This is a genomic window from Alkalibacillus haloalkaliphilus (assembly GCF_007991275.1).
Classification (GTDB): Bacteria; Bacillota; Bacilli; order Bacillales; family Alkalibacillaceae; genus Alkalibacillus; species Alkalibacillus haloalkaliphilus.
In genome coordinates this window covers 13145-34527 of record NZ_BJYA01000001.1, presented here as the reverse complement: position 1 = coordinate 34527, position 21383 = coordinate 13145, and the positions used below count along the sequence as shown (strand labels likewise).

The window sequence follows — 21383 nt, the reverse complement described above, 5'->3', positions numbered from 1 at the left end:
TTAGGGTTGAGGGAAAGTGTTAACGGCGAGTGCCGACAAGTTCGGGCTGAGCGCTGATAAATTTTTGCGAGCGCCGATAAGTTCGGGCTGAGCGCTGATAAATTTTTGCGAGCGCTGATAAGTTCGGGCTGAGCGCTGATAAATTTTGGTGAACGCTGATAAGTTGAGGCTGAGCGCTGATAAAACTTTGTGAGCGCCGATAAGTTCGAGTTGAACGCTGTTGTTGTATTGTGCCCTGTGGTAAAAGCGTCCACCGAAAGACAGCTTTATAACACCACCCACCAACATCCGACTTTTTTCACTTTTACTCAAGAAAATTCGACAATCAGCTAATTAGGACAAAAAGGCTGACAACCCTAATTAACTCGTCTATCATGTCCTTTTCATAAACTTTCGACAATGGAGAAAAATGACATGACACCTTAGGAAAAAAGTGATAAAATATTACAATAGATTAATTATATTTTCGTACGTCAAAATGATGGGATATAAGTCAGGGGGATTAATTTTACATGTTCGCTAGAGATATCGGGATAGACTTAGGTACAGCAAACGTTTTGATTCATGTGAAAGGAAAAGGCATTGTGTTAGATGAGCCATCGGTTGTCGCGATGGATCGAAATACAGGTAAAGTGTTAGAAGTAGGGCATGCCGCACGTCGTATGGTCGGTCGTACACCAGGAAACATCGAAGCGATTCGCCCACTGAAAGACGGTGTTATTGCTGATTTTGATGTGACAGAAGCAATGCTTCGTTACTTTATAGAGAAAATTAACGTGCGCGGAATGTTTTCAAAGCCACGTATTTTAGTATGCTGCCCAACAAACATTACGAAAGTTGAGCAAAAAGCGATTAAAGAAGCGGCTGAAAAGTCAGGCGGTAAGAAAATTTATTTAGAAGAAGAGCCAAAAGTCGCTGCAGTTGGCGCGGGTATGGATATTTTCCAACCGAGCGGTAACATGGTTGTCGACATTGGTGGTGGAACGACTGATATTGCCGTTTTATCAATGGGTGATATCGTAACTTCTGAATCTATCAAACTAGCTGGTGACAAATTCGATCAAGAGATTTTGCAGTACATAAAGCGTAAATACAAACTATTAATCGGTGATCGAACAGCTGAAGATATTAAAATGAACGTTGCAACGGTATTCCCAGGCAACCGTGACGAATCAATGGACATTCGTGGACGTGACTTAGTGTCTGGTTTACCACGTACAATTACCGTTCACTCTGATGAGATTGAAGAAGCATTACGTGAATCCGTAAGCTTAATTGTACAGGCAACGAAGACAGTACTTGAAGCTACACCACCAGAATTATCAGCAGACATTATCGACCGTGGTGTCATTATTACTGGCGGTGGAGGTCTATTAAACGGTATTGACCAACTACTAGCTGAAGAGCTTAAAGTACCTGTCTTTATCGCAGAAGACCCAATGAGCTGTGTAGCAGAAGGAACAGGCATTATGCTTGAAAATATCGATAAATTACCTAAAGACAAAATCGTTTAAACAACGCTTTTTTCGGTTAAAAAGGAGGCCACACCATGCTAAGAGGTTTTAATACAGCTGGTGCAGGGATGATTGCTAATCAGCGTCATCAAGACTCATTAAGCAATAATATGTCGAATGCACTAACGCCCGGCTTTAAACAAGACCGTTCAACTTTTCGTGCATTTCCAGAAATGTTAATCCAAAATGTTGAAAACAGAAACATCCCGACTGAAAACGGGCTTAATTTGCCACGTAATCAGATCGTCGGTTCGATTAATTCTGGAACTTACTTGCAAGAAGACGTACCTTTATTTGAACAAGGGGACGTGCGCGAAACGAGTATGCCGACAGATGTAGCTCTTCAAAATGGGAACTTACCTGATGAAACAGGCTTTCTATTTTTTGAAGTAGCCAATGAAGACGGTGACGTTCGTTATACACGAAACGGTAATTTCACAGTTGATGCAGAAGGCTTTTTAACGACAAATGAAGGTTATTATGTATTAAATGAAGATGGTGAGCCGATCCAAACAGGCTCTGAAGCTTTTGAAGTAACCGAAAACGGTGAAGTTATTTCTGCTTTTGACCAAACGTTATTAGGTATTGGCTATCACCCGAATGCTAATGACTTTGTCAAAGAAGGCGAAAATTTATTTAACAATGACGGTGAAGATGCAGTTGTTGATGCACGTGAAGCTGCTGGAGCAGACTTCCAAGTACGACAAAACCATTTAGAATGGTCTAACGTCGACACACAGGCGACAATGGCTGACATGACACGTGCACACCGCATGTTTGAAATGAACCAACAAGTCGTCAGAACGTTTGATCAAAGTATGGAATTAGCCGCAAACGAAATCGGGCGTTTAAGGTAGTCTAGAGGAGGCATAATCGATGCGAAACATGTTTAATGCAGCAGCAACTATGGGCCAAATGCAACAACGCATGGATTTAACATCTAACAATTTATCTAACATAAATAACCATGGGTATAAAGCTAGAGAAGGGCAATTTTCGTCACTTTTGTATCATCAACATGACAACATTTTAGACTATGATCAAGGTTCACCACGTCTTACACCTGATGGTATTCGTGTAGGAGCTGGTGCTCGTTTATCAAACACGAATATGAATATGACTTCGGGTACAATCGAGCCGAGTGATCGTCCATTAGATGTTGCGATCCAAGATGACTATCGATTTTTTGTCGTTAACGCACCGACAGAAGAAGGCGAAGTTGAGGAGCGTTACACACGTGCCGGTAATTTTTACTTATCTGAACAAGCAGATGGCAGTATGATGTTAACGACGAATGCTGGATACCCAGTAGAAGGTCAAGATGGTCCAATCACACTTGATGGTGAGTTTGAAGATATTTCAATTAATGAGTCTGGTGAGATTACAGTCACTAGAGATGGTGAACAAGCTGTTGAAGCCACTCTCCAACTCGTTGATATTGAAAATTCGAGAGTCATGGAGCCAGTTGATGCGAATTCATTTACAATAAATGAGGAAGACTTAGAAGTACCCGTTGAGGAATTAGTTGCAGAAGTAGCACCAATTGATGCGAATTTAGCCCCTAGCGCACTAGAAGGGTCTAATGTTAACATGTCTAAGGAAATGACCGATTTATTAGAAGCCCAACGTGCGTATCAATTTAACGCGCGCTCACTTTCGATCGGTGATCAAATGATGGGCTTAATCGGAAATATGAGATAGCAGTAGAATCGAGGTTGTAATTATGGCTTCAGAAGATAAGCAAAACCAAAAATCGCGCAAGCTAAAAGGCGCGAAAAAGTTCAAGCCTAAAGAGAAAGAAGATACGCAAAAAGATCAATCGAAACGAAAAGCTGCCAAAGAAGAACGTAAAAAAGAGAAAAAACAAAAAAAAGGCCGCATTCGTTACATTCCAGTTTGGTTACGCTTTGTGTTAGCTATTGTTTTGAGCATCGTTGCTTTAGCAGTCGGTATGATGGTCGGTTATGGTGTCATCGGTGAAGGTGATGAGCCAAGTGCTGTACTTGACCGTTCTTTATGGGAAAGCTTATATGACTATATAAGAGGAAAATAAAATTTTATACTGCCTAACCTAGGAGGATCTTTATGTTAGATATTGAACAAATTAAAGAGATTATCCCGCATCGCTATCCTTTTTTACTCGTTGACCAAGTAACAGAACTTGAAGACGGAAAGCGCGCTGTCGGCTTTAAAAACGTCACAGCAAACGAACCATTTTTCCAAGGCCACTTCCCGAATTACATGGTGATGCCAGGTGTGTTGATCGTTGAAGCTTTAGCACAAGTTGGAGCAGTCGCGATTCTGAACTTAGAAGATAACAAAGGCAAACTAGGCATGTTCACAGGCATTGATAAGTGCCGTTTCAAGCGCCAAGTAAAACCAGGCGACACGTTAAAGCTAGAAGTCGAAATGGTTAAACTTAAAGGCCCTGTCGGAAAAGGTAAAGCAGTTGCAACAGTTGATGGCGAATTAGCATGTGAAGCGGAAATTATGTTCGCCATCGTTGATCCAGACCAACAATAACTAAGAAGCGGAAGAACTTTGCTCAGCGCAAAGTTCTTTTTTAGTTCAGCGAGCGTTATATCACGCGCGTCTTCATTATTCCGGCGAAAAATTCAATAATTCGGCGAAACCACCTCGTAATCCGGCGAAAATAAAAATAATTCGGCGAAAATCTTGATATTCCGGCGAAACCACCTCGTAATCCGGCGAACGCATATTGCGACAAATTTCGCAAGAGCACCCCACTCAAAATCCATTTATAAAATAACTAATATTGGAAACAATAAAGCGTGATCATATAAATTAGGAGGTAAGAGAAATGACAACACAAATTTGGAAGCTTTGTATGGTCGTGCTGCTAACGTTTGGTATACTGATGGGGTGTGCAACGACAGATGATGAAGATTATGAAGATCCAGGAATTGATGCACCTGAAGAGGATAGTGACATGCAGCAAGATGAAGAGTTTGATGACGAAAACCAAGAAGAAGATGACCAAATGCAAGATGAGTTTGATGACGAGTATGACCCAGATGATAACGAAGATGAAGAAGATAACTATTAAGCTTTCAACATAACCCAATCCATAACAAACAAAAATCCCAAAGCTTGTTGTGATCCCTACATAAATTAATAGGGACCACTTCATCATAAGCTTTGGGATTTTTTAACCTTTAAGATCAATGTTGTGACCTAAATTTGGATGCGACGGCACTTGGCTTGACTCGACTAACTTGTCGAACGCCTCACCTTGTTGATTAAGTTGATCCTTAACTTCTTTAGCAAGCCCAACGTTAAACTGTTGCTTCGCTTGAGCTTGGTTCATCGCAATTGACGCCTTTGCTACATCCATACCTTCACCTCGCGATCTTACTATTTATATCGACAAAATTATATTAGTTTTAACACAACTGCAATTTTTTTCTAAATTTGTGTAACAAAATAGTACCAAAATAACAGAAATTATAGTAAAATAGTTGTAGTTTGATCTGTCATTAATAATCCATTGAAAAATGAATAAGAAAGGAAGAAGTAGAAGGTGTCGCAAAACATTGACTATAAATCTGAGTATATTATTAATGATAACACTATGGCAATAAAGCATTACGATAAAAGCTCTATGTTCGGAAGTTGGATCTTAGAGGATCAAACCGTTTACTTATGCAGAAAGCAGCCAGAAGAAATACTGAATGACTCTTGTTTGAAAAAAGGACTGACGACTTTGGATGGTAGAAAGAAAGCGGTAGAGAACTTAATGGGGAGAAAAGTTAGGCTACCTGTACCGATTGAGAATGAGTATAACAGTCTTTTCATTCCAACAACGACGAGGAAGCGCACCCGATCAGATTGGATTTCATATCGTTACATTCATAGGTTCTACCCCAACGGCAATGATTTCTTTTCAATGATCGAGTTTACCAATGGGAAGACAGTCCCATTCGAAATGACAAAAGTTATTTACGACAAACAAATGTTATATGCAGGTTTCCTGCTAGGCTATTTTTATAAAAAAGATGATATTAGTTAAACAAACCGGTTGTTACACACAACCGGTTTAAATTTTCCTTAAAACAAAATTCGTCGTTTTGAATATACTGTGAACATTTTTGTGAACACTTGTAACGAGGCACTTATTTTGATAAATTTAAAAGGTGACTGACTGGTCATTCTAAAAATCTAGTAAAGAATGGATGGTCCATATGCAAGAAAAGAAAATCGAAATCATTAAAGCAAGTATCGACCTTTTTGCCGAGAAAGGTTTCCACGTCACGTCCGTGCAGGAAATCGTAGATCGAGCTAACGTAGCAAAAGGGTCTTTTTATAATTACTTTACGTCTAAAAACGACCTTATAAGAGCGATTTATGACTTTTATTTTGCTGTTTTAGAAGAGGCGATGACCGAGCAAGCGACTCAGACAGAAGACCCGAAGCAACAGTTCCAAAACCAATTAGCGGTCTTTTTCGAGTTTTTCTTAAACAATAAGCCGCTCATTAAAATGATTATGAAAGAACAAATTCCAATTGATCGCGATATGGAAACCTTCATGACCGAGATGAAACAACAACATTATGATTGGCTTAATCAAAACATTCAAAGAATATACGGTAGTGAAGTGGAGCCTTACATTTATGATGTACTCGTCATCGTTGATGGTATGCTACAAAGTTATAACAACTGGATATTAGTCGATGAAGAATCAATTGACGTTGATCAGTTGCCGAAGTTTATTATAAATCGAATCGAAACGCTTTGTGAGCAGCTTATTAATGAGAAAGAAGCGACCCCAATTAAACAGAAACCTGATTTTTTGGATGATCAATTGGTCATTTTAACTCGAATTAGGCAAAAGGTCTTTAGCGTGATGTCGCGCAATCAAAACAAAGCGTTAGAAGCATTGAGCGCGATCGACAAAGAACTAAAAAAAGAAGAACCAGAACGAATTGTACTCGATTCATTACTGATGAATTTAGAAACATATAGTGAAATTAGAAAAGACGCAAGACACTTAAGAACGAAATTGAACGTGTAGAGGTGATGAAAGATGAAAAAGTGGATGTTAATACTAGCTGTAATGAGTGTATTCATTTTATCAGCTTGTAATGAAGAACCAGATGAAGAAGAAGTTGAAACGGTAACACCCGTTGAAGTAGAAGAAGTGACAGTGGAAGATTTTTCAGTAACGAAAAGTTTTACAGCACGTTCAATGCCAAATGATCAAGTACCCGTTTTAGCTGAAGCGCCAGGTGAAGTAGAGGAATTATTTGTCGAACGTGGAGATGAAGTAGAAGAAGGAGACGTTATTGCAGAATATTCTTCTCAGTACGGTTGGATGGAAATTGAAGCGCCGATCGACGGCATCATTCAAGAGTTAAACTTACAAGAAGAGCGCATGGTGACAACCGAAGAGCCTGCAGCCGTAGTTATTAATACAGACCCACTCGTACTAAATTTTCAACTAACGGCTAACAACCGTGACTTAATTGAAGTCGGCGATGATGTGCGTTACAAAGTGTCACAAGCAGACCGTGATGGTGAAGCGGAAGTGACTTATATTGCTAGTACTGCTGGTGAGAGCGGATTGTTTGATGTGGAAGCAGAAGTTGAACAAACAGATGATCCTGTCCCATCAGGTTTAACAGCACAAGTTGAACTCGATGAAGTTATTGAGTCAGATGCTTACGTTGTTCCGACTGAAGCGATCGTTGAGCGTGGTGCGGATCAATTTGTTTATATAGTCGAGAATGATGAAGCAATTCGTGTCGATGTAGACGTCATTGCGATGCAGTCACAATATACAGCTATTGAGCCATTAGCTGACGACATAATTGCAGAAGGGGACACGGTGGTTACACGTGGCCAATTAACGATTGAAGATGGCCAAACGGTACGCATCGTTGAGGAGGACTAATCTATGCGTTTAGTAAATACATCGATCAAACGACCGGTCGGCGTGATTATGATCGTCCTCGCCATATTAGCGATGGGCTTTATTTCATTTCGTAACTTACCGGTCGATTTATATCCAGATATAGATTTACCAATTGCCGTTGTCGCGACGTCATATGACGAAGCAGCGCCACAAGAAGTCGAAGAACTCGTCACAAGACCTGTAGAAGATTCTGTTAGCACGATTGAAGGTGTCGACACGGTCCAAGCACAATCTCAGCCTGGTAGCTCATTAGTCGTCATTATGTTCTCAATGGACACCGACCTCGACCAAGCGTTACTCGACGTTCGTGAGTCGGTCGATCAAGTGACAGGCTTCTTGCCAGAAGGAGCGAATGACCCGAGCGTCTTACGTTTCGACCCACAACAAATGCCAGTTATGTGGGTAGGCTTAACAGGTGATGACCAAGCAACGTTACAAAACTTAGCCGAAGAAGAAGTCGAGCCTACTTTTGAACGTCAAGAAGGCGTTGGCTCAGTCACAATCGAAGGTGGCGAAACAGAAGAGATCCAAGTTGAATTAGATGACCAAAGACTAAGCCAGTTCGGTTTAACATCCCAACAAGTGATGGAAGCTGTCCAAAGCGCGAACCAGTCCGCATCAGTTGGAGTCATTGACCGCGGTACACAAGAATTACAATTCCGTATTCCAGGTGAATACGGATCAATCGATGAAATTGGTGAGACGATCATTCAAACAGGCGAAGGTGATTTCCTCCGGTTAAATGATATTGCAACAGTCGATCAACGAACACTCGATTCAGATGAAAGGACATTAGTTAACGGCCAAAACGCTGTCGTTATGAGTATCCTTAAACAAACAGATGCCAACACAGTCGGCGTCTCTGATGAAGTAATCGGCTCGATGGATGACATCCGAGGTAATTTACCGGAATCTGTTGAAGTAGATGTCGTGTTTGATACAGCAGACTTTATCCGTGAAGCAATCGATTCAGTCTTTCAAAATATTTTAATTGGTGCGGCATTTGCTGTCGTCGTATTATTACTATTTTTAAAGAGCTTTAGAGCGACATTAGTCATCGGTTTATCGATCCCAATAGCCGTTATTACAGCCTTTACACTCATGTACTTTACAGGAGAAACGGTCAACATACTCACAATGGGTGGTTTAGCCCTTGGTATTGGTATGATGGTCGACTCCTCGATCGTGATACTCGAGCACATATACACCTACCGAGAACGGGGTTACGGTATAAAAGAGGCAGCACGGCGAGGCGCATCCGAAATTGCACCAGCCGTTATTGCATCAACGACAACAACATTAGTCGTCTTTTTACCGATCGTTTTCGTAGATGGTATAGCGTCCGAAATTTTCACACCACTTGCGATCACCGTCGCCTTTGCGTTAATAGCGTCACTCGCAGCATCTGTCACACTCATTCCGATGTTGTCATCGAAGCTATTAACTAAAGCAGTCAACCAAGGTGGAAGACGCTATTGGTTCGACCGCTTTTTAAGCCGTGTGATCACGATTTATCAAAAAATGCTACGCGGTGTACTGAAATTTAGAAAGACGATGATCCTTGGAACTTTTGCGATTGTAGTCGGAAGCTTATTCTTACTACCACAGTTAGGTGCAGCCTTTATTCCAGAAGCGGACCAAGGCCAAATCGAAATTTCAGTCGAAACACCGTCAGGAACAAATTTAGAAACAACTGAAAACGTCGCAGACCGCGTCAACGAAATTATTCAACAAGATGAAGACATCATCGAATCCAACTTCGTGACAATCGGTGGTGGCGGCGGAATGGGCTTCGGTGGCGGTAACAATGGTGCCGATTATATGATCCAGCTCATTCCAAGCAGTGAACGAGAACGCACGACAGAAGAAGTGATGCGCGATTGGGACGAACAAGTCCAAGACATCGCCGGAGCAGACATTACAGTCAATGCCATGGGAGCGAACATTAGTGGAGGCGACCCAATCCAACTTCAACTAACAGGCGATGATTATGAAGTATTAGATGAAATCGCTGATCAGTTCGTCGATATTATTTCAGAAATTGAAGGCGTGCATAACCCGACGACTTCAACTGAAGAAGGACGCCCTGAAATGCAAATCCAAGTTGACCGAGATGTAGCAAGCGAATACGGTTTAACGTATGACCAAGTGATGGGTCAACTACAAATGGAACTAATGGGTCAAGTCGCTACACAATACCGTAGCGGCGGTGAAGAACTAGACGTTCGCATTATGACACCAGAAGACCAACGCTCAACCATCGAAGACATCGAAAACTTGACAATCCAGTCGCCTACAGGTGCGAGCCTTGAACTGTCTGAAGTTGCACAACTTGTCCAAGTAGAAGGACCAGCAAGCTTAAGTAGACAGAACCAGCAACGCACAGTTAATGTCACAAGCGGCATTGACGGCCGTGATTTAGGTAGTGTGACAGGAGACATTGAAAGTGCCCTTTCAGGTGTCGACTTACCAGATGGCTATGATTGGTCAATGGGCGGAGAAGCAGAAGACATGGCAGAAGCCTTCGAAGACTTAGCCATCGCGCTGCTATTCTCGATCTTCTTAGTTTACGCCGTCATGGCCGTCCAATTTGAGAACTTTTTACACCCGTTTGTCATTATGTTCTCACTGCCAGCAACAATCGTTGGTGTCATTTTAGGACTATTTGTAACAGGATTACCATTTAGTATTCCGGCCTTTATCGGGATCATCATGCTCGCCGGAATAGTTGTAAACAACGCCATCGTGCTCGTAGACTATATCAATATACTACGAGATAAAGGAAAAGAACGTTTCGAGGCCATTTTAGAAGCCGGAGCCAACCGTCTACGTCCAATCTTAATGACGACTTTAACGACGGTACTCGGTATGATTCCATTGTCACTCGGCTTAGGTGAAGGTGCAGAAGCCCAACAACCACTAGCCGTAGTCATTATATTCGGTCTAACCGTCTCAATGTTCTTTACACTACTACTCATTCCAGTCGTTTACACATTGTTTGATGATTTATCAGCGAAGTTTACGAGGAGAAAAGTAGAAGAATAAAAAGTCTTATGGATACAAAAAAGCCTTGGTGCGCCATTCTAATCGGCCGCATCAAGGCTTTAATACATATGTATGAGATCAAATTCAGCTGTCTTATCCAAAGAACGCATCAAACAAATCACTCCACTCAAAATAACGGCGAAACAAGTCAGCATCAGTCACCGTAAAATACAACGTCGTAATCACGACACCGAAAATAATATAAATTAAACAGCCAATTTGTAGCTTTTTCATGTCCATACCCGTCACTCCTTTTAACAGTTTAATGGTACTATGGTTTTCACAGCTTGTCGACTGCAAAAAATCTCCTCAAAATTTCAATAGTTTTTAATCAAATTTTAATTTTATAAGACAAAATGTGTAGTATAATGTCATTAGTTAATATTTAACAGAAGGGTTGAAAACAAAATGAGCAGCCGAATGGAAAAAAGGAAAAACAAGCCGAAACGAAAAGGATTAAAAATCACGTTATCTATTTTAATTGTATTGTTGCTAGCTTTAGGTGGCTACGGCATTTATTTATATACTCAATTAAATCAAACCGTATCATCCATGTATAATCCGTTAGAATCAGATAAAGAAAAGCGTCAAGAAATAGAGAATCGACTGCAAGCAAAAGACACCATCAACGTTCTATTGTTAGGTGTAGATGCACGTGAAGGTGATCGAGGAAGATCTGATACAATCATATTTGCATCACTTAACCCTAATACAAACGAAATGCTAATGTTTAGTATTCCACGTGATACACGAGTGGAAATACCAGGACGAGGTCAAGATAAAATTAACCATGCTTATGCATTTGGCGGAGCAGACTTAGCAGTTCAAACTGTAGAAGAATTTTTAGATACGACCATTCACTTTTACTCTGATGTAAACATGGATGGTTTACAAGATGGTGTAGATGCATTAGGTGGAGTGACAGTAAATAATAATATGTCATTTGACCAAGGGGGATACACTTTCTCTGAAGGTGAACTGCATTTAAGTGGTTCAGAAGCGTTAGAGTATTCACGAATGAGAAGCAGTGACCCAAGAGGCGATCTTGGTCGTAACGATCGACAACAACAGATTATAGATGCAATGGTACAAGAGGCGATGTCATTTGATTCATTTACGAAGATCGATAGCGTCTTAGAAGCAGCAGGTGATAACGTACAAACGAACATGCAAATGAATGAAATGCGTCAAATGTTCATGAACTACCGTGGCACACGTGAAGAGACAGTTCGTGAAGAAATAAGTGGTAGTGGTGATCGCATAGGCGGGATCTGGTACTACATCGTTTCTGAACAAGAAAGAAATCGAATTCAAAATGTCATAAATGAGCATATGGATGCGAAATAATATAATATTAAACAATTTTTGTCTCGGAGAAAATTATCTGCTAAAATATTGAAACATTAACTATAAGTGAGGTTTTAGTATGTCTAAAATAAAGAAAGCAATTATTCCGGCAGCAGGGTTAGGAACTCGTTTCTTGCCAGCTACAAAAGCATTGCCGAAAGAAATGCTTCCAATTGTTGATAAACCAACGATTCAATATATCGTGGAAGAAGCAATTGATTCAGGTATTGAAGATATTATTATCGTTACGGGTAAAGGTAAGCGTGCGATTGAAGACCATTTTGATCACTCTTTAGAGCTAGAAGAAACGCTAGAGCATAAAGAGAAGTTTGACCTGCTTGAAAAAGTTAGGAAATCATCTAACGTCGATATTCACTACATTCGCCAAAAGGAACCAAAAGGTCTAGGCCATGCAGTATGGTGTGCCCGTAAATTTATCGGCGATGATCCTTTTGCCGTTTTACTTGGTGACGATATCGTTCGTTCTGAAACACCTGGTTTGAAGCAGTTAATTAACCAATATGATGACACAGGTAAATCAATTATTGGTGTTCAAACAGTACCAGATGGTGAAACAGATCGCTACGGCATTATTGATCCATTAGAAAAAGATGGCCGTCTATATAAAGTGAAACAGTTTGTTGAGAAGCCACCTTTAGGTGAAGAGCCATCAAACTTAGCGATTATGGGACGTTACGTTTTAAACCCAGAGATTATGGGATATTTAGATGATCAAGAAATTGGCGCTGGTAATGAAATTCAGTTAACAGACGCCATTCAACGTTTAAATGAATCACAATCAGTTTATGCATATGACTTTGCAGGTCGACGCTATGACGTTGGAGAAATAAAAGGATTCTTGAAAACGATGATTGAAATGTCACTAGAACGAGAAGACATACGCGAAGATTTATTACCTTTCTTAGAAAACTTAGTCGAAAACGAACGAGTCAAATAGTACAAATGACCCCCAATTGCCATATTTTTGGGGGTTTTGTTGTTACATAATCTAGTAGAAAATAGTATAATTAAAGTTTGGGAAACACTATAGGAAAATAGATGAAGGAGTGTCTTCTGCATGGATTGGAAAGACCACTACAATAGATGGATGAACTTTGAAAAACTAGAAGCGACATTAAAAGGACAACTACACAATCTAACTGAAACTGAGCAAGAAGAAGCGTTCCATCAACCAATCTCTTTTGGAACAGGTGGTATGCGTGGCGAATTAGGCCCAGGCATTAACCGAATGAACGTTTATACGATTCGTAAAGCGACTAAAGGCCTTGCATTACATATAGAAGAAAAAGGTGAAGAGTGGAAAGAAAAAGGAGTCGTCGTAGCCCACGACCCACGTCATATGTCGAAGCAATTCTCACTTGAAGTTGCCAAAGTAATGGGTGTACATGGTATTAAAACATATCTGTTTACTGACATTCGTCCAACACCACTTCTATCATTTGCAGTAAGACATTTAAAGACAGCTAACGGTGTCATGATTACAGCTAGTCACAACCCACCTGAGTATAACGGATTTAAAGTCTATAACGAAGACGGTGGTCAATTACCGTTAGAGCCATCAGAGCAACTAATGGAGAAAGTAAATAGTGTTGAAAATGAGTTAACAATTCCTGTCTTATCAGAAGAAGAATTGAAAGAGCAAAACTTATTAAACTGGATTGAAGGTGAAGTTGACCAAGCCTACTTACGAAAAGTTGACTCAATGTCATATGATCACAGCATGCCTAAAGATGACTTAAGTATTGTGTTCACACCATTACACGGTACGGCGACTTCATTAGTCGAACAAGGGTTAAAACAGCAAGGCTTTTCTAACTTAACGCTAGTTAAAGAACAAGTTGTCGCTGATCCGAACTTTACGACAGTAGCTTCACCAAATCCAGAAGAACACCAGGCGTTTGCTAAAGCGATCGAATATGGTAAGCAAAACGATGCCCAATTACTGATCGCAACAGACCCTGATGCAGACCGTTTAGGTGTAGCAGTTAAAGATGACTCTGGCGAATACCGCGTCCTTACAGGTAACCAACTTGGGGCTTTGTTGTTAGACTATGTTTTACGCCACGAATCATTTAACGACGGTGTTATGATTAAAACAATTGTAACCTCAGAAATGGGGCGTGCTATAGCGAACAGTTATGGCGTAGAGACACAAGATGTTTTAACAGGCTTTAAATTCATTAGTGAAAAGATTAAACAATTTGAAGAGACGAATGAAAAGCAATTCGTTTTCGGCTATGAAGAAAGTTATGGTTGTTTAATTAAACCGTTCGCTCGTGATAAAGATGCAGTTCAAGCAACGGTCATGACAGCTGAAATGGCTGCTTATTGGCAGAAACAAGGTTATAATTTATATGAAGCTTTACAACAATTGTATAAGCAACATGGCTATTTCTTAGAAGACCTCCATTCAGTCAAGTTAGCTGGCCTTGAAGGGCAAGAAAAGATTAACCAGATCCTTGAAGACTTCAAACACATAAATGAATTCAATGTGGATGGTTTAAAGCTTGAGTATAAAGAGGATTACTCAACATTACAACGCACTAATGTACAAACCGGTAACGAAGAAACAATAAACTTACCAAGGACAAATGCAATTAAATTTAAATTTGACCAAGACACATGGTGCTGCTTAAGACCATCAGGCACAGAGCCAAAAATTAAGTTCTACTTTGCTGTAAAAGGTGAAACAGAACAACAAGCGAAAGATAAATTAAATGCATTAAAACAATCGATTTTAGATCATGTGAAGGTAGAGGTGTAAAGCATGAACATTGCAGTTGTAGGAACAGGATATGTTGGCCTAGTGACAGGTACGTGTCTAGCCGACATTGGCCATCATGTAACATGTATTGATATTGATGAAGAGAAGGTCGCCAAGCTGAAACGAAGCGAATCACCGATTTATGAGCCAGGACTAGAAGAATTACTAGAACGCAATATTAACAGTGGCAACCTTACGTTTACAACAGATTATGAGCAAGGTTTCAAAGATAAAGATGTCGCTTATATCGCAGTAGGAACGCCAGAAAATGACGATGGATCAGCAAACTTAACATTCGTTGAAACAGTCGCTAAACAAATTGCAGAAACAGCACAACAAGACATCATTGTTGTAACGAAAAGTACCGTCCCTGTTGGAACAAACCATCACGTACTTGAAGTTTTACAACAACATAAACAAGACCATGTTAACGTAAGCGTCGTTTCAAACCCAGAATTTTTACGTGAAGGTTCAGCCATCTACGATACATTCAATGGTGACAGAATTGTCATCGGAGCAGATGATCAACACGCAGCTGACACAATTGAAGAAATTAATCGTCCATTTAATGTATCGGTTTATAAAACAGATGTTGCAAGTGCAGAGATGATTAAGTACGCTTCAAACGCCTTTTTAGCGACGAAGATTAGCTTCATTAACGAAGTGGCGAACATTTGTGAGCGTGTCGGTGCGAATGTAGAAGATGTAGCAATAGGCATGGGGATGGATGACCGAATCGGAAACAAGTTTTTAAATGCAGGAATCGGATATGGTGGTTCGTGTTTCCCGAAAGATACGAAAGCTTTAATCGACATTGCTAAACGCGTTGATTATGACTTTAAAATTTTAAATCAAGTAGTCGACGTTAATACACAGCAGCAACGTTTGTTAGTTGATAAAGTAAAAGATCACTTCAACGGTAATTTACAAGGCAAAACGTTCGGTGTATTAGGCTTAGCCTTTAAGCCGAATACTGATGATATGCGTGAAGCAGCATCAATTGTCGTGACGAAAGAATTACTTGATGCTGGTGCGACTGTTAAAGCATTTGACCCAATCGCGATGGACAATGCAAAACAAGTTCTTGACGACCGCATTAATTATCAAAACAACAAAGAAGATACCATTCAAGATGTCGATGCGATTTTAATTTTAACGGAGTGGGATGAGTTTAAATATCTATTTAACAATGAAGCTTTCAAAGAGATTCAGAACCCAGTCGTTTTCGATGGGCGTAACATTTATAACGCTGAAGAAGTAAGTAGCATGACTTACTATTCTGTCGGTCGTTAATCAAACTTTTCCCAATAAAGGATGAAGCATATGAAACGTAAAAAAATACTCTTTTTCATATATACGATGGGAAAAGGTGGCGCAGCAAGAACGTTATTAAACGTCATGAACAATCTTGACCGCAATAAGTTCGAGCCAATGTTAGTCACGCTGAATCACGATGGTGAGTACGAACAATACGTTAATGAAGACGTCCAGTTTATTAAGTTAGAAGCTAAACGGTTAAGAAGCGGAATATTACCTTTAGCGAAAATCATTCGTAAAGAAAAAGTCGATATCGTCTTTAGTACGATCCCGAATTACAATATGGTCGCGATCTTAGCGAAAATGTTGTCATTTACAAGAGCTAAAGTCGTTGTACGAGAAGCGGATCACGTCGGTGGTTCGCTCCTCGGCAATTTGAAGTGCTTAGTCTACGGCCGTTTTTATAACAGAACAGACCAAGTCATTTCATTGTCAGAAGGTGTTAAACAAAACTTAGTCGAAAAATACAAACTGAAACCGAATGCTATAGAGGTTGTTTATAACCCTTTAGATATAGAAAATATAAAGCAACAAATTGAAATAGGCGAACTATCAAAAGAAGTCGCGCCAATTTTTAACCAAAATGAAAAAGTGATCGTAACAGCAGGACGACTCGTTAAACAAAAGGATCATGATACATTAATTAAAGCTTTTGCTGAAACAAACGAACAAGTCAAATCACAACTCGTCATTTTAGGAGAAGGGCCGCTTGAAGAAGAGTTAAAAAGTTTAGCACAAAAGTTAAACGTTGAAGATCGTGTGCATTTCATCGGTTTTCAAGACAATCCATATATTTTCTTTCATGAAGCGGATCTGTTCGTTTTAACATCCATACATGAAGGGTTTAGTCACGTTATTGCTGAAGCATTAGCGAGTGGAACACCTGTTGTTTCAACGAACTGTAAGTCGGGACCGTCAGAAGTGCTAGCAAACGGTGAATATGGTGACTTATGTCCAGTTGGCGATCCAAAGTCTATTAGTGAGGCGATGACTGAGACTTTAACTTTACCACCAGAAGCATTACAAATGAGAGTAAGTAAGGGTGAAGAACGCGCACAATTCTTTAACGCGAACAAAATAGTTTCACGCTATGGACAAGTGATCTTAAATACATTTAAAAAATAGAAAGGGGGCGCTTCAATGTCAGCAAAAGTCGCGCACTTAACGACAGTCCATCACCCGTTAGACCCAAGAATTTATTATAAGCAATGTCAGTCTCTAAACAAGGCGGGCTATGATGTGACGTTAATCGCCCCTGAAGCAAATGAACATATAAGTGAAGATGAGTTACAAACGATCACCATTACAAAACACAACAACAAATTCAAACGGATGATTTTCAGTTCACTCGAATTATACAAACGAGCAAAACAGCTTAAAGCAGATTATTACCATTTTCACGACCCAGAACTTCTACCGGTTGCATGGTTACTGAAAAACAAACATAATACGGTCATCTATGATATTCATGAAGATTATGAAACAGCTATGCTGCAAAAAGAATACTTGCCAAAACCGTTAAGACGAGTAGTCGCAAAAACTTTTAAATTGGTAGAGAAGTTATTCAGCCGTAAAATGGAGAAAGTCATTGCTGAAAAGTATTATAAAGAGAAGTACCAAACAGGACAAGACATTTTAAATTATCCGATTATAAGTGAACGCATTTTAAATAAAGAAATTTTAGGAAATACTAAAACTAATAAACTATTATACACTGGAAACGTAACGCTAGAACGCGGTGCGTTACACCATGCCGAATTACCAATAATAGATGAACAAGTCGAAATGCACTTTGTCGGGTATTGCCGTAAACCTTTTGCAGAACAAATAAAAGAAATCGCAGGAGATCACGCAAGCCGAATCTATTTTAAAGGAATTGACGAATATGTTCCGAAAGACGAGATAGAGGATGCTTACATGCAAGACGATTGGCTAGCAGGTGTCGCAATCTTTCCACCGACTGAACATTACGTAAAGAAGGAGCTAACGAAATTCTTTGAGTATATGGCAGCAGGTTTACCAATTATTTGTTCAAACTTTGAAAAATGGGATGAATTTATCCTAAAACATAATTGTGGTATCACAGTTGACCCTGATCACCCAGATGAAATAAAACAAGCAATTGAAACGCTCCGCAACAAACCAGAATATGCAAGACAGTTAGCCGAAAATGGAAGAAAGGCTGTTTTAGATGGGTTGCATTGGGGCGTAGAAGAGAATAAACTTATTAAGTGGTATGAAGAAATCAAACCACACAAGTAAAGGTGTAGGTGTATCTTAAATGGAACAGCAATATGAATATGTCGATTCAATTATTTCGGTGATCACACCGACTTATAACTCAGAACAATTTATCGAAGAGACGATTAAATCAGTACAAGCACAAACAATCGAAAATTGGGAAATGGTTATAGTCGATGATTGTTCAACTGACAGAACAGTTGAAATCATTGAATCGATCCGACAACATGATTCACGAATTAAGTTACACAAATTGGATGAGAATAAAGGCGCTGGTTATGCAAGAAATGTAGCAATGGACCTAGCTCAAGGTCGCTTTATCGCCTTTTTAGACAGCGACGACCTGTGGCTACCAGAAAAGCTTGAAAAACAATACCGTAACATGAAAATTCGCGATATCGCCTTTTCGCACACACAGTATAAAGTCATCGATGAAGATGGTCATCTGACTGGTGCACCATACGAAATTCCGAATGAGTTAAAGTATGGAGACTTACTAAAGTTTTGTCATATCGGTTGCTTAACCGTTATGCTTGACCGAAAAAAAGTCGGCCATGTTCAAATGGACTTAATGAGAAATAGACAAGATTATTTGTTGTGGTTAGATATTACAAAAGAAGGTTTCAAAGCCTATGCCTTACAAGAAGTGCTGAGTAAATATCGTAAAGTATCAAATTCGATCTCCAGTAACAAATTAAAAGTAGCAAAACTCAATTGGAGAATTTATCGAGAGCGCTTCGGAATGAATGTGTTACAAAGCGCATGGTACTTTACCCACTACGTCTATTTCTATATAAGAAAGATGCAGCAACAGCGCAAGTACAAGATATAATGTCATGGGATGTGTGAGGAACGCTTATGAGAACTTATTTTCAAGAAATGCTTAAACGAAAAGATTTATTATATTACCTCGTTAAATCTGGACTAAAAGCTGATAATCGTAATAGTTACTTAGGCTATTTTTGGTGGTTGTTAGACCCACTATTAAACGTCCTAGTCTATTACTTCCTATTAAAAATTGTTCTAAATAGAGGGGAAGAAGAACCATTCGCCGTATTCTTAGTTATTGGTTTAGTGGCATGGCGTTGGGCCCAGACGACAATTAACTCGTCTGCGAAATCGATTATGAAGCATGGTTCAATTATTAACCAAGTATATTTACCGAAGTCGATCTTCCCAATTTCAGTAGCTTTTACACAAATGGTGAATTTCTCGTTCGGTTTAATTATTGTCGCAACATTTTTAGCCTTCTTCGGTGTCATGCCAGGTTGGCAAGTGGTTTACATTCCGCTAATAATTCTGACGCAGTTAGTCTTTTTATTAAGTATTGGGATGTTATTAGCATACGTTACGGTTTTCGTTAGAGATATCGATCATTTATTAACTCATTTGACACGTGTCTTATTTTACGCGTCACCGATTATATGGGCAGGTGGACGCCTGAAAGGTCAAGAGATTGAAATCGGATCTAACGTTATTACTCTCGATTTTCTCGTTGACTATAACCCTATAGCAATTATAGTCGAGTCGTATCGTAATGTACTAATGTATCAAACGAATCCAGACTTTTTAGGGTTATTAAATGTCTTTGCAATTTCTTTCCTACTGTTTTACGTTATGATCTATTTCTATAGTAAGAATGAACACAAAATTATTAAAGCATTGTAAATGAGGTTGTTCGATGGTACAAGAACAAGTTACACATGAAAAACAAGAGAATAGAGAAGTCGTTTTAGAAGTAAAAGACTTAGGTGTCTCATTCCGTGCAGGGACAACAGAAGACTACAAATCTAAAGTCTTTAACTTATTTTCCAAAAAAGACGATGAGCCTAAAGAAAAAGAATTTTGGCCGCTTCGTAATCTTGACTTAAAAGGTTATCAAGGCGAAATCCTCGGTATAATCGGTTCAAACGGCTCGGGTAAAACGACATTATGTAAGCTCATTTCGGGCATTTTAAAACCAGATGAGGGAAGTGTGTATACAGATGGTGAAGTATCGGCACTTTTCTCACTCGGGATGGGCTTTAACAAAGAATTAACGGGCCGAGAAAATGTTTATTTAAATGGGATGATGCTAGGCATCCCGAAAGATACAATCGATGAGTATTTCGAAACGATCCATGAGTTTTCTGGTTTAGGTGAGTTTATTGAACAGCCTATGAAGTACTATTCCAGTGGTATGAAAGCGAGATTAGGGTTCAGTGTCACATCACACTTAAACCCAGAAATATTAATACTTGATGAAGCGCTTAATACAGGTGATGCACAGTTCGGTAAGAAAGCTGCTGACAAAATGAAACAACTCGTTAAGCAAGCGAAGATGGTTATTATCGTTACCCATAGTTTGAATTACGCTAAGCGTAACTGTGACCGTCTAGTTTGGCTTGATCAAGGTGAAATTAAAGGAGACGGCGACCCGAAAGAAGTAGCCAAAATGTATCGCGACAGTGTTCCAAAACGGCCAAAACGTCAGCGCAGCTTTGAACTAGTAAAAGCAAACGCTGAAGTGAAAGACAATGTCATCGTCAAAGCAGATGATGCAACGGTTGAATATAAACTTGGACGTAAACCGTTTCACGCGTTAAAAGACCTTGACTTCGAAATTCGTGAAGGCGAAGTTGTAGGCATCATTGGACATAACGGAGCTGGTAAGAGTACATTGTGTAAGTTACTGACGAATATTTTAAGACCTGACCAAGGTAGTATTCTCATTCAAGGTGACACATCCGCTTTACTCGGTTACGGTACAGGGTTTAACGCCCAACTATCTGGACGTGACAACATTTACTTAAACGGAATGCTATTAAATATTCCAAAAGATGTCGTAGACCGTGAATTAGAGAACATTATTGACTTCTCAGGTATTCGTAAATCAATTGATAAACCAGTTAAGTACTATTCAAGCGGGATGGCAGCGCGTTTAGGCTTTAGTATTGCCGCTCAATTAAAACCGGATATCTTCATTATTGACGAAGCATTATCAACAGGAGATATGGCTTTTAAAGAGAAAGCTAGTGAGAAGATCCAAGAAATGATGGAAAGCGCTAAAGCCGTCATTATTGTTTCACACAGCATGCGCTTCGTTAAACAAGTATGTACAAGAGCGATTTGGATGGAACAAGGTCAAATCGTTTCCGATGGCGAAGCTGAAGAAGTCGTTGAACAGTACAAAGAATCTGTGAAGAGAAAAGGTTAATTATA

Annotated in this window: 22 protein-coding genes; 19 read left to right on the top strand and 3 right to left on the bottom strand. The window is 39.6% G+C overall.

What is annotated here, in order from left to right; translation table 11 throughout:
- Positions 1 to 312: a hypothetical protein gene (locus AHA02nite_RS00145; RefSeq protein ID WP_146813194.1), complete on the bottom strand. Its 312-nt coding sequence runs from the start codon at positions 310 to 312 to the stop codon at positions 1 to 3.
- A 200-nt stretch (positions 313 to 512) separates the two neighbouring features.
- On the opposite strand from AHA02nite_RS00145, the gene mreB reads away from it, so the two are divergent.
- The 6 genes from mreB (at position 513) to AHA02nite_RS00115 (ending at position 4581) form a co-directional block, all read left to right on the top strand.
- Positions 513 to 1514, top strand: coding sequence for a rod shape-determining protein (gene mreB / locus AHA02nite_RS00140; RefSeq protein ID WP_146813192.1), 1002 nt, complete (start codon positions 513 to 515; stop codon positions 1512 to 1514).
- 35 nt (positions 1515 to 1549) lie between these two features.
- Positions 1550 to 2371 (top strand): flagellar hook-basal body protein, encoded by an 822-nt coding sequence (locus AHA02nite_RS00135; RefSeq protein WP_146813190.1) that lies wholly within the window; start codon positions 1550 to 1552, stop codon positions 2369 to 2371.
- A gap of 19 nt (positions 2372 to 2390) precedes the next feature.
- Complete coding sequence (locus tag AHA02nite_RS00130) at positions 2391 to 3215, top strand: flagellar hook-basal body protein (protein WP_146813188.1); 825 nt, start codon at positions 2391 to 2393, stop codon at positions 3213 to 3215.
- A 22-nt stretch (positions 3216 to 3237) separates the two neighbouring features.
- A complete protein-coding gene (locus AHA02nite_RS00125; RefSeq protein ID WP_146813186.1) occupies positions 3238 to 3567 on the top strand; it encodes a DNA-directed RNA polymerase subunit beta in 330 nt (109 codons plus the stop codon).
- A gap of 32 nt (positions 3568 to 3599) precedes the next feature.
- A complete protein-coding gene (gene fabZ, locus AHA02nite_RS00120; RefSeq protein WP_146813184.1) occupies positions 3600 to 4037 on the top strand; it encodes a 3-hydroxyacyl-ACP dehydratase FabZ in 438 nt (145 codons plus the stop codon).
- Positions 4038 to 4335: 298 nt separating this feature from the next.
- Complete coding sequence (locus AHA02nite_RS00115; RefSeq protein WP_146813182.1) at positions 4336 to 4581, top strand: hypothetical protein; 246 nt, start codon at positions 4336 to 4338, stop codon at positions 4579 to 4581.
- A 102-nt stretch (positions 4582 to 4683) separates the two neighbouring features.
- Here AHA02nite_RS00115 and AHA02nite_RS00110 read toward each other — a convergent pair whose 3' ends face one another.
- Entirely contained in the window at positions 4684 to 4869 is a 186-nt protein-coding gene (locus tag AHA02nite_RS00110; protein WP_017185345.1) for a YjfB family protein, read from the bottom strand.
- 186 nt (positions 4870 to 5055) lie between these two features.
- Between AHA02nite_RS00110 and AHA02nite_RS00105 the strand changes: the two genes are divergently transcribed.
- From AHA02nite_RS00105 to AHA02nite_RS00090, 4 genes are all read left to right on the top strand, one after another.
- The gene (locus tag AHA02nite_RS00105; protein WP_146813180.1) at positions 5056 to 5544 is read left to right on the top strand and encodes a competence protein ComK; all 489 of its coding nucleotides are present in this window, start codon (positions 5056 to 5058) and stop codon (positions 5542 to 5544) included.
- Between the two features lie 172 nt (positions 5545 to 5716).
- Positions 5717 to 6547, top strand: a complete 831-nt coding sequence (locus AHA02nite_RS00100) for a TetR/AcrR family transcriptional regulator (protein WP_170235927.1) — start codon at positions 5717 to 5719, stop codon at positions 6545 to 6547.
- A 12-nt stretch (positions 6548 to 6559) separates the two neighbouring features.
- Positions 6560 to 7426: an efflux RND transporter periplasmic adaptor subunit gene (locus tag AHA02nite_RS00095; RefSeq protein WP_146813177.1), complete on the top strand. Its 867-nt coding sequence runs from the start codon at positions 6560 to 6562 to the stop codon at positions 7424 to 7426.
- A gap of 3 nt (positions 7427 to 7429) precedes the next feature.
- Positions 7430 to 10492 (top strand): efflux RND transporter permease subunit, encoded by a 3063-nt coding sequence (locus tag AHA02nite_RS00090; RefSeq protein ID WP_146813175.1) that lies wholly within the window; start codon positions 7430 to 7432, stop codon positions 10490 to 10492.
- Positions 10493 to 10585: 93 nt separating this feature from the next.
- On the opposite strand, the gene AHA02nite_RS15005 is transcribed toward AHA02nite_RS00090, so the two are convergent.
- Entirely contained in the window at positions 10586 to 10732 is a 147-nt protein-coding gene (locus AHA02nite_RS15005) for a hypothetical protein (RefSeq protein ID WP_170235926.1), read from the bottom strand.
- A 180-nt stretch (positions 10733 to 10912) separates the two neighbouring features.
- Here AHA02nite_RS15005 and AHA02nite_RS00085 point away from each other — a divergent pair, with 180 nt between their 5' ends.
- The 9 genes from AHA02nite_RS00085 to AHA02nite_RS00045 all read left to right on the top strand — a co-directional run bounded on the left by AHA02nite_RS00085 (position 10913) and on the right by AHA02nite_RS00045 (position 21378).
- Positions 10913 to 11839: an LCP family glycopolymer transferase gene (locus tag AHA02nite_RS00085; RefSeq protein ID WP_246118786.1), complete on the top strand. Its 927-nt coding sequence runs from the start codon at positions 10913 to 10915 to the stop codon at positions 11837 to 11839.
- A 79-nt stretch (positions 11840 to 11918) separates the two neighbouring features.
- Positions 11919 to 12797 (top strand): UTP--glucose-1-phosphate uridylyltransferase GalU, encoded by an 879-nt coding sequence (galU, locus tag AHA02nite_RS00080; RefSeq protein ID WP_146813173.1) that lies wholly within the window; start codon positions 11919 to 11921, stop codon positions 12795 to 12797.
- A 120-nt stretch (positions 12798 to 12917) separates the two neighbouring features.
- Entirely contained in the window at positions 12918 to 14624 is a 1707-nt protein-coding gene (locus AHA02nite_RS00075) for a phospho-sugar mutase (RefSeq protein WP_146813171.1), read from the top strand.
- A 3-nt stretch (positions 14625 to 14627) separates the two neighbouring features.
- Positions 14628 to 15917, top strand: coding sequence for a UDP-glucose dehydrogenase family protein (locus AHA02nite_RS00070; RefSeq protein ID WP_146813169.1), 1290 nt, complete (start codon positions 14628 to 14630; stop codon positions 15915 to 15917).
- 30 nt (positions 15918 to 15947) lie between these two features.
- On the top strand, positions 15948 to 17066 hold the full coding sequence (locus AHA02nite_RS00065; protein WP_146813167.1) for a glycosyltransferase: 1119 nt from the start codon (positions 15948 to 15950) through the stop codon (positions 17064 to 17066).
- 15 nt (positions 17067 to 17081) lie between these two features.
- Positions 17082 to 18203 carry a glycosyltransferase gene (locus AHA02nite_RS00060; RefSeq protein WP_146813165.1) on the top strand — a complete coding sequence of 374 codons (1122 nt, stop codon included), beginning with the start codon at positions 17082 to 17084 and terminating at the stop codon, positions 18201 to 18203.
- A 19-nt stretch (positions 18204 to 18222) separates the two neighbouring features.
- Positions 18223 to 19014 (top strand): glycosyltransferase family 2 protein, encoded by a 792-nt coding sequence (locus tag AHA02nite_RS00055; RefSeq protein WP_146813163.1) that lies wholly within the window; start codon positions 18223 to 18225, stop codon positions 19012 to 19014.
- A 26-nt stretch (positions 19015 to 19040) separates the two neighbouring features.
- On the top strand, positions 19041 to 19850 hold the full coding sequence (locus AHA02nite_RS00050; protein WP_146813161.1) for an ABC transporter permease: 810 nt from the start codon (positions 19041 to 19043) through the stop codon (positions 19848 to 19850).
- A gap of 13 nt (positions 19851 to 19863) precedes the next feature.
- A complete protein-coding gene (locus tag AHA02nite_RS00045) occupies positions 19864 to 21378 on the top strand; it encodes an ABC transporter ATP-binding protein (protein ID WP_146813159.1) in 1515 nt (504 codons plus the stop codon).
- Positions 21379 to 21383: the final 5 nt, after the last annotated feature.